The sequence below is a fragment of the Cytobacillus sp. Bva_UNVM-123 genome, assembly GCF_046351715.2.
Lineage (GTDB): Bacteria > Bacillota > Bacilli > Bacillales > Cytobacillaceae > Cytobacillus.
The window spans coordinates 1177598-1189987 of sequence record NZ_CM177772.1 but is presented as its reverse complement, the minus strand read 5'-3'; the positions used below and the strand labels follow the sequence as shown (position 1 = coordinate 1189987).

Genomic DNA, 12390 nt, shown 5'->3' with positions numbered 1-12390 from the left:
TTTTGTCCACGAGCGGTGCCTGGCACCTTATAGGTGGTAGCCTGTATTTGCTTTTACGGCTACTTCGGCGAATCGTTTTGCATCTTGTTTGTTTGATACAAGTGTTCCGATGACCGAGCCAATAAATCCAATCGGTACAGAAAGTAAGGCAGGATTTGTTAATGGAAAAATCGGATTGCCTGTTATTAATGTTGCACCCTCTACAGGCGACATGACACTCGGGCTGATTGCCACAAGAATTAATGCAGAAATTAGCCCTGAAAGCATTCCTGTCATTGCTCCAGTCGTATTAAAACGTTTCCAATAAATTGTGAATATAATGACCGGAAGATTTGCGCTTGCAGCTACACAAAAGGCTAATGAAACGAGAAAAGCAACATTTAAGTTTTGAGCAAAGATCGCAAGTAAAATAGAGAATACAGAAACACCGAGTGAAGCGTATTTTGCTGCTAACATTTGCTGCTTCTCGGTCGCTTTCCCCTTTTTAATAATTTGTCCGTAAATATCATGGGCGAAGGCAGAGGCTCCTGATAAAACAAGACCTGCAACAACAGCCAAGATCGTCGCAAAAGCGACCGCAGAAACAAATGACATTAAGACGTCTCCGCCTAATACTTGAGCAAGCAATGGGGCAGCCATATTTCCTGCTGCATTGCTGACTTTGATCGCCTCTGCTCCAACAAATGCAGCAGCTCCAAAGCCAAGGAAAATTGTCATCACATAGAAAATCCCAACAATCCAAGTTGCCCAAATGACAGAGCTGCGTGCTGTCTTAGCATCCTTTACGGTAAAGAATCTCATCAATATATGAGGAAGTCCTGCTGTTCCAAGTACAAGTGCGATCATAAGAGAGATTGTATCCAATGGGACGGTATACTTTACCCCTGGATTTAAATAGGATTCTCCGAGAGGAGTTGCTGTTTTCATCGTACTGAACATTTCAAAAATATTAAAATGGAAACGAGACAGAACTAAAAACGAAATGATAATCGTTCCAAGCATTAAAAGAACAGCTTTAATAATTTGCACCCAGCTAGTCGCTGTCATTCCACCGAATAAAACATAAATCGTCATCATAATCCCAACAATTAATACCGCTACCCAATATTCAATGTCAAATAATAATTTTATTAAAGCTCCAGCACCAACTAATTGAGCAATCATGTAGAAGATAACGATCGTAATCGTGTTTAATGCAGCTGTTGCTCGAACTTTCTTCGCATCAAAACGAGCATTAATCATATCGGCTAACGTATATCTACCAAGATTTCGAAGTGGTTCTGCCACAATAAATAACACGACTAAATAAGCAACTAAATAACCGATACTAAATAAAAAGCCATCAAAACCATTTAAGGCAATGGCCCCTGCAATCCCAAGAAAAGAAGCTGCAGATAAGTAATCACCAGCAATTGCAAGACCATTTTGCCAACCTGTTAATCCCCCTCCAGCCGTGTAAAATTCACTTGCTGTATTCGTCTTTTTAGCTGCATAGTAAGTAATTGCTAATGTCATCCCAACGATGATGAGAAATAAAATGATAACTGTGGCACTCATTAACCTTTTCTCCTCCCTAACTCATCATCCTTACAAACATTCTCAGCCATATGATCAAAAGTGGCTGCCTTTTTCATATAAATCGTCGCAAGTGTCCATGTCATTACAAATAAAAGAAGTGCATAAATCCAAGCCCATGAAATATCCCCAATTGCCAGAGCGTCTAATACATCCGTATACGAAATTAATATAGGAAACAATAAATAGAGCCCGAAGAAAAGAATAACCGAAGGCACTAAAAATTTCTTTTTGGCTACGACCAATGCCTTATACTCTTTTGTACTAACAATCCCCTCAAAGTCCACCCCTTTATTTTTGTTCTCATTCACTTTTTTTATTGCCGAATTTGCCATCTACCCATCCCCCTTTTTAACCATATTCTAAATTGTTAGAATATAAATAAAATTTAATAAAAATAAAGGAGCATGTCAATAAAAATAAAAATTTCATACTTTAGGCGGATGATTCGGGCAATCGATTTTCATGTTCATTTGATTATAAGTCTTATATAAAAGTCGAATATTAGCGAAAAACACGATGAATGCTCACCGTGTTTTTCTCGATAGATTAATAGTTAAACTTTGATATTTCACTTAATAATGCCTCCGACATTGTTGAAAGTGATTGAGAGGAAGTCGCAATTTCCTCCATTGATGCTAGCTGCTCCTCCGTTGTTGCCGCGACTTCTTGTGAAATGGATGCATTTTCTTGGGCAATGATAGAGATTCTATCTGCAGCTGCTGTGCCCTCTTGTACCAGCTGTTAACATCTGTTCTGCTGTTGCAGAAACCTCTTCTTTTTTGTGGGTCATTAGTTCCGTACTTTGCAGAATTTGTTGAAACTTCTTGATTACTTCATTTGATACTTCTACACCCTCTACCACATTTTCATTAACAATTTTTGTATTAGATTTAGAGGATCTAATAAATAATAAGATCGTTAAACTTTTTTATAATATTTATAAACACCTGTTTTCATTTCTACATGTATGAAATCTTCAATATGATCATGCCATGCTTGCTCAACTTCACACACTGGGAAAAAAGCAGCCCCTTTTTTAACTTTTATCCATTTCTTTGTATCGCATTCTTGAAAATAGCCGCTAATTGAGAGCGATAATGGATGAAATGGAGTACGACTATAGATTATTCCATAATAAATATAGCTTTCCCCATACTGATCATGAATCCAATCATCCTTACAATTTATAAGCCATAGCTTCCCATTACCAACATCCCCGACTAATTTAGCCTTTTTTTGATAGGTATATTTCACAGAAAATATCCCCTTTAGCATTACTCGCTTTACACAAGTTGCAAGCTATCTTTTAACATTGGAATCGCATCAACAACATGCCTTTGAATGGCTAACTCTTCAGGTGATAAACCTAAAGCAAGACCGATTAGTTGTGGCAAGTGTAGCACTGGCAGCGTAATATCTTCCATAAAAAATTTCTGAGCATCCGGTTGATAAGCGTCAAGCTGCATTTGGCATAAAGGACAAGGCGTGACTAAGCAATGAGCTCCCGAATTTTTTGGAGATAGACAATTTTCGCCTGTTAATCTCATCACTTCTTTTTCTGCTGGGAAAACAGAATGGAACCCACAGCAAGCAAGTCTTTGCGCAAAATCAACACTTTCTGCTCCAAGGACTTCTGCAACCATTTCCATCGAATACGGGTTTCGATGGTTTTCAAAGCCCATAAGATTAGGTGGCATTAAAATATGACATCCGTAGAAGTTGGCCACTTTTAAACCTGTAAGTGGACGCTTCACTTTATTCTTTAAGCGTTCGAGGCCATAATCCTCAATTAAAGCCCATAATAAATGGGTGACCTCTGTCGACCCTTTGTATTGTAATCCAGCAGATAATAAACCTTCGTTTACTTGATTGCGCAGCTTTTCATTTTTATCAAGCTTAGCCTTAGAAGTTCGTAGCATGAGTGTACATGTATTACATACAGTCAAAATTTTTGTAGTCTCTAATTTTTCTCCTAGAGCGATGTTACGAGCGTTGATGCTAGTAGCTAAAAAATCATCTACATCTTGAATATGACTTGCTCCACAGCATGTCCACCCCGTTATTTCGATTAAATCAATCCCTAATACTTCAGCTACTTTCTTTGTGGAAATCATTAGTTCGCCTGCAGCTGATTCTAATGTACATCCCGGAAAAAATGCGTATCTCATTAGTTTCTAACCTCCTCAGCATACTTGTAAATTTCCTTCACTCCTTTAATTCCATCAACTGCTTTTGGCATATGAAGCGGATTTATTTTTCCCTTTTTAATCATCCGGAGGGCAAAAGGTATTTTTGTTGCAGCCGTTTTTAATAGTCCGTCCGTCTTAATCGGTAACATCGTTTCATTTAATCGCCCCTTGTTTCGAACGTCATCATGGAAAGCAAATGCATGCTTTGCCCCTTGATTGTTAACTTCACCCATTTTGATCGATTCTTGTCGCAAATAAGCAATTTGGTCTGTCAATGGAATTCCTTTCGGACAGCTTGATATACATTGCATACAGTGCATGCATTTCCATAGTTCATTTTCATATACTGGACGAATATGCTCTTCAGGTGAACGATCTCGAGAATCAACTGAGAAACGATAAGCTCGGTTCAAGATAAATGGATCTAAGTATGTTCCATCATTCACAGCTAGCTGGTTACATTCTGAAGTACAAACACCACATAGAATGCAGTCTGTTGGGGAAGCAATTTTATGAAAATCTTCTTCACTTTGAGTAAATCCCATTTCGATATTGCCTGTATTTGCCGGCAACAGCCACGGCTTGACTTGCTTCATTTTTTCCATCTTTGGCTCCCAAGCAATAACAAGGTCTTTAATCACTTCAAAATTATTTAATGGCTCAAAGATTAAATTGTCTGTTTTAAATGTATCAAGTACTTCATCTAGAGAAGTTTTACATGCTAAGTATGACTTTCCATTTATTTGGATGGCGCAACTTCCACAAATAGCATGGCGGCATGCAGATGTAAATACGAAGGTTGGATCAAGCTGCTCTCGAATTATTGTTAAGATCGAAAGAATGGTTTTTCCTTTTTCATAAGGTAGAAGATAGTCCTGATACCATTCTTTTTTTGTATCGAATCGTTTAATTGTAAATTGTATCGTTCTCATTAGTATTTTCGCTCCTCTGGTTCATATTTCGTAATCGTGACAGGCAAATATTCCAGACGGTATTCTTTTCCTTCGTTATAAATTAACGTATGCTTGAGGAAGTTTCCGTCATCACGATTTGGGAAATCTCCTCTTGAATGGGAGCCACGGCTTTCTTTCCGATTAATTGCACCTATTGCGACAGCCTTCGCAAGTTTTAGCAGGTTGCCAATTTCTACATAGTTAATGAATGACATATTGTATGATTCTGAGGAATCACCTATATATGCGTCCTTATATTGTTCAAGTAAAACATTTATTGTGTGATAAGCATTTTTCATCTCTTCCTCTGTCCGGAAAATACCGACGTTATTCCACATTGTTTCCGCCATTTTATCGCGGATCTCAAACATGTTTATTCCGGTCTTTTTACTACGTATCGTTTGAAATTTTTCGCACCATTGTTCTGCATCTTTTTCTAGTTTTGATGTGGAAAGAAGATCTCGTTTTTTCGCATATTCCCGAGCACCTATGCCAGCATATTTACCAAACAAAACTACATCTGCTACGGAGTTTCCCCCTAAACGGTTTGCTCCATGAATCGAAACAGAACAACATTCCCCTGCAGCATGAATGCCTTCAATTGGTGTCGCACATGTTTGATAGTCAATAATATGTATTCCTCCCATCATGTAATGACAGCTAGGACGGATTGGCACAGGATCTTTAATTAAATCAACACCTTCAAAATCCATCGCTAACTCTCGAACTTGTGGGAGTCGTTCCATAATTTTCTCTTTGCCTAAATGACGTAAGTCCATTAAGACATACGATTCCATCCCTGTACCAAAGCCACGTCCCTCTTTAATTTCTGTTTCGATCGAACGAGAGACAAGGTCGCGAGGCCCTAATTCCATTTTTTCAGGTGCATAGCGAGCCATAAAGCGCTCACCATCCTTATTAATCAAGTACCCACCTTCACCACGGCATGCTTCAGATAAAAGGACACCTGTTGAGGCTAGCCCCGTTGGATGGAATTGAACAAATTCCGGATCTTTCAGAGGGATTCCAATATCAAAACAAGCAGCTGTACCATCTCCGGTCATGTTATACGCATTCGTCGTCCGGCTCCAGTACACACGTCCAAAACCACCTGTCGCAAGGACAACTGATTTTGCTTGAATAGGATGAATTTTCCCTGAACGCATATCCATTGCTACTAATCCTTGAAAAATATTATTTTCAACTGCCAGTGAAAGCAAAAACCAATCATCGTGGAATATGACATTGTTTTTCAAACATTGCTCATATAAGGCGTGGAGAATAACGTGGCCTGTTTTATCTGCAGAATAGCAAGTCCTTGGACTTGAAGCTCCTCCAAAAGGACGTTGAGCTACTTTACCATGTTCATCTCGAGAAAATGGAACCCCCATATAATCAAGTTCAGAAATGAGCTCAGGCATTTTTGTCGTAAAAAATTCTACGGCATCTTGGTCAGCAAGAAAATCACTCCCTTTTACCGTATCGCGGAAATGCTTTTCAACGGAATCAGTAGAATCACGGTAGCCCATTGCCGCGTTAATACCACCTTGTGCTGCACCAGTATGAGAACGCGTCGGAAAAATCTTACTTAGTACAGCAACCTTTACATTTGCATCTTTACTCGCATAAAGAGCAGACATCATTCCAGCCCCACCAGCACCAACTACAACTACATCATATTTCAGCATCAAAATATCCTCCTTATCTATTAAATAGAAATAGATGAAGAGTGTGGAGGAGGTTAAGCTTACCTCCTCTTTCCCTCGTTCACTCTAGTAAAATTGATTAACTTCAAAAATGAACTTCTTAATGTGCCCCAACTAATTCTCTCTTGGCAATTCCCGGTTCTGTCATATTAATCGGATCTAAAATCATGTCTAATTCAGCTTCTGTTAGAACCTTTTTCTCAAGCACAATATCCCTTACTTGTCTATTTGTTGTAATGGCTTCCTTCGCAATTTCTGAAGCAACTTCATACCCAACATGTGGATTAATGGCTGTTATGATTCCAACACTATTCGTTACGTAGTTTTCTAGTTTTTCTTCATTAGCAGTAATCCCACGAATACAATATTCACGGAATACATTCATCACATTCGTCATTATTTTAATAGACTGTAATAGATTGAAAATAATGACTGGTTCCATTACGTTCAGTTCAAATTGCCCTGCTTCCGAAGCCATGCTGATGGTCAAGTCATTGCCGACAACTTGGAAAGCACTTTGATTCATTACTTCTGCCATGACAGGATTTACTTTTCCAGGCATAATGGATGAGCCTGGTTGACGGGATGGGAGGTTTATCTCTCCAAAGCCGCAGCGTGGTCCAGAAGCCATTAATCTTAAATCATTAGCAATTTTTGACATGTTCAACATACTAATTTTAAGAGCTGAAGATACTTCAACATAGCTATCCGTATTTTGTGTACCATCTACAAGACTTTCAACTCCGGTAATTGGAAGCTTTGAATATTTTGCTAAATAGTCGATTACTTTTTTTATATATTCTTTATCTGCATTTAAACCTGTTCCTACTGCTGTTGCCCCCATATTAACAGCATAAAGATGTTCTCTTGTTGAACGAATTCGTTTAATATCTCTTCCCAGAACGAGAGCATATGCTTTAAATTCCTGACCAAGACGGATCGGAACAGCATCTTGTAAATGCGTACGTCCCATTTTAATAACCCCATCAAACTCTTCAGCTTTATTTAAGAATTCTGCTTGAAGCGCCTCCATTACTTCAAGCAGCTGTTCTAAAGCAAATAGGGCGGAAAGATGCATGGCAGTCGGAAAAGCATCGTTTGTAGACTGAGCCATGTTTACATGTGTGTTCGGACTAATGATGCTATATGTACCTTTCTTTTCCCCGAGTAATTCAAGTGCCCGATTTGCAATGACTTCATTCGCATTCATGTTAATGGAAGTACCAGCTCCACCTTGAATCGGATCGATAATAAACTGCTCTGATAATTTTCCTTCTATTACTTCCTCAGAAGCTTCTATAATTACTTTGGCAATTTCACTATTTAACTCGCCAATCTCTTCATTTGCTAGAGCACTACATTTTTTTACAATCCCTAGCGCTTTAATGAGTCCTTCTTCAATTCGATAACCGGTAATCGGGAAATTCTCAATTGCCCTTAAAGTTTGAATTCCATAGTATGCTTCTAGAGGTACTTCCTTTTCACCTAATGAGTCTTTCTCAATTCTAAATTGACTAGTGTTTGCCATTTTCATCATCTCCATATATTTTTGTTTGCATGAACAAGTTAAGCGCACAACCGTACTTTAATAAGATGCTGATACATACCTCACTGATAACGGGAACTAATTCTGATACCATGAAGCCTGAACACCCTCAACCTTTAACGATTGGTTCACCACCCTTGTGAAATACTTAACATAAATGGATGTGATTAAGTTATTTATGTTGTTTTTATCATAAAGAGTGACCTACTAAAAACTACAAAAAGTAACAGACAAGAATCGGTTTACATCAATTTGTCATAATTTTCTTCACAACATTGAATGGAAAACTATTACACTAGTGGTGGAATAGATTAGTAGAAAGGAGACGAAATTCAAAAAGGTATTTATGTAGTCATAAAGGCGTTTAAAGGAAGATCGAGATGAGAAATAAAGTATTCATCTATACTATTTTAATAATCGCAGTATCTTTCGGAGGAGAGTTTAAGTTTTATCCCGTTGAGATTGATTTTCGTGTCAGTTTAGGGACACCCATCTTTTTCTTTTTTCTTCTATGGTCAAAAAAAATAAAGCCTATCCAGGCAGGTGTTCTTGTTGGAATATCTGTTGTTATATTTCGTACATGTCTATCAATGATAGGACTTGATCAAGTTAGTTGGACTGATGAACTGTTACATTATGCTCCTGTCTTTTTTTATTATGTAGTGTATGGTACATGTTTTTATTTCTTGAAAACAAGATCATTCTACAACCAACCTGTTATTATTGCTTTCATTGGAATGATAATTGAGAATCTGGCAAGTGTAACGGAAATTTTTTTTAGGCATTATTTTTCAATGGACTGGGTTTCTTTAGAAACATTTCTCGTCATATTTATTATTAGCTTTTTCCGCAGCTTTTTTGTTTTAGGATTTTTTAATTTTTTTCTATTAAGAGAAGCAAATGTTACAGAAGCCTTTCAAAGGAAAAGAAATGAAGAAATGCTCTTGCTAGTTTCCGATCTGTTTGTAGAAATGGTGCAATTAAAAAAATCGATGAAAAACGCAGAAAATACGACTAAAGCATGCTATGATCTTTATCGCCATTTAATGATAAATAAGAGTCAATTTGCTAAATCTGCACTACTTATTGCAGGTGAAATTCACGAAATAAAGAAAGATCATCAAAGAATCTATTCGGGGTTATCGAAACTTAAAGTAAAACAGCTATCAACAGATTTAATGAAAATAGAAGAGATTATGGATGTTGTCATCGAATGTAATCGCCGATATGCAAAAATGCTTGGAAAGTCTATTCATTTTAAAGTCAATATTTTAGGCGACCATCCCTGTTATAATTGCTTTCTTGTACTCTCACTCATTAATAATCTAATAACGAATTCAATCGAGGCAATCAAGGAAACAGGGTTGATCTTAGTGAGTGTCGAAAGAGATGAAGATGTGATTAGTTTTCGAGTTCAAGACAATGGACCAGGCATTCCACTGAATAAACAGTCATTAGTTTTTGAACCTGGCTATACAACTAAATATGACCATACTGGTATAGCGTCTAACGGGATAGGCTTGTCACATATAAAAGAAGTGATTGAAAGATTAAATGGAGAGATTCGACTAAGTTCTAATCAAAAACTTCAAAATACAACTTTCGACATACGTCTTCCAATAAATACCATCAATGAAATTGGGTGAAAAAACGATGAAATTCTTCATTGTAGATGATTCTCTTGCCATTAGAGCAATGCTATCAGAAATCATTTATTCAGAAGGGCTAGGGACGGTTGAAGGAGAAGCAGAAGATGGAATTGAAGTAAGCAAGGAACTTCTAAGAGATAAAAAAATCGATATTCTGCTTATCGATTTGTTAATGAAGGAAAGAGATGGGCTAGAAACGATTCGAGCACTAGCGCCTGAGTTTAAAGGAAAAATTATTATGATCTCGCAAGTTGATCAAAAGGATACAGTTGCTGAGGCTTACTTACTCGGAATTGCCCATTTTATAACGAAGCCAATTAATAAATATGAGGTTGTTAGTGTCATTCAAAATGAAACGAAACATTATTTACGAGCAAAATCTATTGCAAACATTCAACAATCATTAATATCATTAACGGACTTTCATCATGGAACCGTTGTGGAGCAATCGATTGAGTCGAATACGATTACGAAACCGAAGCAGGAAGTTCATTCATCTGGAATCATACATAATGGGAATAATATATTAATGGAATTAGGAATTGTTGGTGACAGTGGATATTATGACTTACTAAATATTATTGAATATTTATTTGAATTGGAGAATCAATGCGACGGGAAATTTCAATTTCCTTCTCTGAAACAGCTTTTTAAACAAGTTGCTTATGAGCATTGCCAGTCATTCAATAATAGTAATTGTATTAATAAAGAAGCAAAGGCGAGTGAACAAAGAGTTCGCAGAGCTATACACCAAGCATTAAATAATCTTGCCTCTATTGGATTAACTGACTATGGGAATCCGATATTTGAAAATTACGCATCAAAATTTTTTGATTTTTCCCAAGTGCGAATGAAGATGTTGGAGTTAGATGGAAAAGCAACATGCAATGTTCCTTCAAGATTGAACATAAAAAAATTTATTGAAGTTTTTTATTTAGAAGCTAAAGATTCGATAATTAAATAGGAGGGCAATTTGCGTAAAGTACAACTAAGCTTACCTACATTTGTGAAAACATTCACAAATGTAGGTATTCCATCTTATAAATACGTAAGGGAGGAGCTATTATCTTTTAACGATAACGGCTTCTCCTTGACAAAATGAATGAAGCCATAGGTGTAAGAAGTCTGACTTTTGTTGTTTTTCCATTTACAGCACAATGTTAGATTAATTTGTCATAATTAATCAACAATCATTCGTAGAAAATGTGAAGACAAAAAGCCCTTTTCATCCTCAAATCAGGTTGAAAAGGGCGAACATATCTATATGTTTTCTTTATAGTAAGATAGTACTTAGTAATATACCGATTCCAATTGCGCCAAACGTTGCTACTAGCCCTGGCACCATAAAGCTGTGATTCAAAATGTATTTACCGATTCGGGTAGTTCCTGTTCTATCAAAGTTAATCGCTGCTACGACAGTTGGATAGTTTGGAATAAAGAAATATCCATTTACCGCCGGGAACATGGCAATTAATAACGCTGGATTTATTCCTAACGTTATCCCTAAAGGCATAAGCGTTCGAACAGTTGCTGCTTGGCTATAAAGTAAAATGGATAGCGCGAATAAAGCAATAGCGAACAACCATGGTGCTGCTGTTACAAGATCTGCAATCGAACCGTTTATAAATTCTGCATTCCCTTTAAAAAAGGTATCACCCATCCATGCAATCCCAAATATAGCCACAACTGCTGCGGCTCCGGCTTTAAACACACTTCCAGAAACAATTTCTTCAACCTTAGGTTTACAAATAATAATGATAAGAGCAGCAATTGTCAGCATGACTATTTCAATTGCAACTGGCATTGACATCCGAGTAACTGCTCCTTCAATGATCCAGCTAGGCCGTAAATTTTCAAATGAACCGAGAAGGACAACTAATACTGCTGCTAATAAAAACAATGAAACCGATAGTTTTGAAGCTGCTGTAGCGACATATTCTTTTTTATCTTTTTTGATTGGTGCAAGCCCCTCTTCTAATCGTTTTAAATAAATCGGATCGTTAGGCAATTCTTTCCCCATTTTACTAACGACAAATGCGGCAATCATACATGCTATAAATGTGGACGGTATACAAATCATTAAAATATCTAGTAAGGTAATTTGGAAATCTGTTAACAAAGCTAATAATGCGACGGTTGCAGCCGAAATTGGACTTGCTGTAATTGCTTGCTGCGAGGCAATGACCGCAATGGACATTGGCCTTTCAGGCCGGATACCAGACTCTCTTGAAACTTCAGCAATGACTGGTAATACTGAGTAAGCTACATGACCTGTTCCTGCGCAAAATGTAAAAATATAAGTAACGATAGGTGCTATAAAAGTAATATATTTAGGGTTTTTCCGTAATGCTTTTTCTGCTAAATAGACAAGATATTCCATTCCTCCAGAAGCCTGTAATGCACCAGCTGCAGTAATTACAGCTAAAATCATCAGCATAACATCGATAGGTGCGGAGGTTGGCTCTAAACCAAATATAAATGTGAGAATTGCCAGTCCAACTCCCCCCATCACCCCTAAACCTAGACCTCCTAATCGGGCACCGATAAAAATACAGCCTAGCAAGATCAAAAATTGCAGCCAAAACATACGTGTTACCTCCAATCAATTCGAGAATTTTTAGAAATGATTAATCAGCCTTGCTGTTCTAAAGCAAAAAACTGTTCGCGCTAAAAATGATTCAGTGTAAAAAAATTCACCTGCTTTCTGCCATGTTTATTTGTGAACATATTCACAAATAAATAAATTAAAAAACTCCACAATATTAAGCG

General features: G+C 37.2%; 12 protein-coding genes. 3 read left to right on the top strand and 9 right to left on the bottom strand.

The window, feature by feature from the left end:
• Positions 1-27: 27 nt before the first annotated feature.
• From KDN24_RS05730 to aspA, 8 genes are all read right to left on the bottom strand, one after another.
• Positions 28-1557, bottom strand: coding sequence for a solute symporter family protein (locus KDN24_RS05730; RefSeq protein WP_409971393.1), 1530 nt, complete (start codon positions 1555-1557; stop codon positions 28-30).
• On the bottom strand, positions 1557-1910 hold the full coding sequence (locus tag KDN24_RS05725) for a DUF485 domain-containing protein (protein ID WP_409971392.1): 354 nt from the start codon (positions 1908-1910) through the stop codon (positions 1557-1559). Before KDN24_RS05725 ends, KDN24_RS05730 begins: the two co-directional genes overlap by 1 nt.
• Positions 1911-2284: 374 nt before the next feature.
• On the bottom strand, positions 2285-2440 hold the full coding sequence (locus KDN24_RS05720) for a hypothetical protein (protein WP_409971391.1): 156 nt from the start codon (positions 2438-2440) through the stop codon (positions 2285-2287).
• 56 nt (positions 2441-2496) lie between these two features.
• The gene (locus tag KDN24_RS05715) at positions 2497-2832 is read right to left on the bottom strand and encodes a molecular chaperone GrpE (protein WP_409971390.1); all 336 of its coding nucleotides are present in this window, start codon (positions 2830-2832) and stop codon (positions 2497-2499) included.
• 29 nt (positions 2833-2861) lie between these two features.
• Positions 2862-3746 (bottom strand): CoB--CoM heterodisulfide reductase iron-sulfur subunit B family protein, encoded by an 885-nt coding sequence (locus KDN24_RS05710; RefSeq protein WP_491348340.1) that lies wholly within the window; start codon positions 3744-3746, stop codon positions 2862-2864.
• Positions 3746-4699 (bottom strand): succinate dehydrogenase/fumarate reductase iron-sulfur subunit, encoded by a 954-nt coding sequence (locus tag KDN24_RS05705; protein ID WP_409971388.1) that lies wholly within the window; start codon positions 4697-4699, stop codon positions 3746-3748. The genes KDN24_RS05710 and KDN24_RS05705 overlap by 1 nt, the downstream gene beginning before the upstream one ends.
• Positions 4699-6408 carry an FAD-dependent oxidoreductase gene (locus KDN24_RS05700; protein ID WP_491348339.1) on the bottom strand — a complete coding sequence of 570 codons (1710 nt, stop codon included), beginning with the start codon at positions 6406-6408 and terminating at the stop codon, positions 4699-4701. Before KDN24_RS05700 ends, KDN24_RS05705 begins: the two co-directional genes overlap by 1 nt.
• Positions 6409-6526: 118 nt before the next feature.
• On the bottom strand, positions 6527-7960 hold the full coding sequence (gene aspA / locus KDN24_RS05695) for an aspartate ammonia-lyase (RefSeq protein ID WP_409971386.1): 1434 nt from the start codon (positions 7958-7960) through the stop codon (positions 6527-6529).
• A gap of 392 nt (positions 7961-8352) precedes the next feature.
• Here aspA and KDN24_RS05690 point away from each other — a divergent pair, with 392 nt between their 5' ends.
• Genes KDN24_RS05690 through KDN24_RS05680 form a run of 3 tightly spaced genes read left to right on the top strand, consistent with a single transcriptional unit; the run spans position 8353 to position 10723 of the window.
• Entirely contained in the window at positions 8353-9618 is a 1266-nt protein-coding gene (locus KDN24_RS05690; RefSeq protein ID WP_409971385.1) for an ATP-binding protein, read from the top strand.
• A gap of 7 nt (positions 9619-9625) precedes the next feature.
• Positions 9626-10585, top strand: coding sequence for a response regulator (locus KDN24_RS05685; protein ID WP_409971384.1), 960 nt, complete (start codon positions 9626-9628; stop codon positions 10583-10585).
• Positions 10586-10594: 9 nt separating this feature from the next.
• The gene (locus KDN24_RS05680) at positions 10595-10723 is read left to right on the top strand and encodes a hypothetical protein (protein ID WP_409971383.1); all 129 of its coding nucleotides are present in this window, start codon (positions 10595-10597) and stop codon (positions 10721-10723) included.
• Positions 10724-10894: 171 nt separating this feature from the next.
• Here the strand turns inward: KDN24_RS05680 and KDN24_RS05675 are convergent, their stop codons facing one another.
• Positions 10895-12208 carry an anaerobic C4-dicarboxylate transporter family protein gene (locus tag KDN24_RS05675; protein WP_409971382.1) on the bottom strand — a complete coding sequence of 438 codons (1314 nt, stop codon included), beginning with the start codon at positions 12206-12208 and terminating at the stop codon, positions 10895-10897.
• Positions 12209-12390 lie beyond the last annotated feature (182 nt).

Excerpts from the sequence above, each read along its gene's own strand:
- KDN24_RS05730 (WP_409971393.1), bottom strand. The coding sequence starts at position 1,557 with ATGAGTGCCACAGTTATCATTTTATTTCTCATCATCGTTGGGATGACA.
- KDN24_RS05725 (WP_409971392.1), bottom strand. The coding sequence starts at position 1,910 with ATGGCAAATTCGGCAATAAAAAAAGTGAATGAGAACAAAAATAAAGGG.
- KDN24_RS05710 (WP_491348340.1), bottom strand. The coding sequence starts at position 3,746 with ATGAGATACGCATTTTTTCCGGGATGTACATTAGAATCAGCTGCAGGC.
- KDN24_RS05705 (WP_409971388.1), bottom strand. The coding sequence starts at position 4,699 with ATGAGAACGATACAATTTACAATTAAACGATTCGATACAAAAAAAGAA.
- KDN24_RS05700 (WP_491348339.1), bottom strand. The coding sequence starts at position 6,408 with ATGCTGAAATATGATGTAGTTGTAGTTGGTGCTGGTGGGGCTGGAATG.
- aspA (WP_409971386.1), bottom strand. The coding sequence starts at position 7,960 with ATGAAAATGGCAAACACTAGTCAATTTAGAATTGAGAAAGACTCATTA.
- KDN24_RS05690 (WP_409971385.1), top strand. The coding sequence starts at position 8,353 with ATGAGAAATAAAGTATTCATCTATACTATTTTAATAATCGCAGTATCT.
- KDN24_RS05685 (WP_409971384.1), top strand. The coding sequence starts at position 9,626 with ATGAAATTCTTCATTGTAGATGATTCTCTTGCCATTAGAGCAATGCTA.
- KDN24_RS05675 (WP_409971382.1), bottom strand. The coding sequence starts at position 12,208 with ATGTTTTGGCTGCAATTTTTGATCTTGCTAGGCTGTATTTTTATCGGT.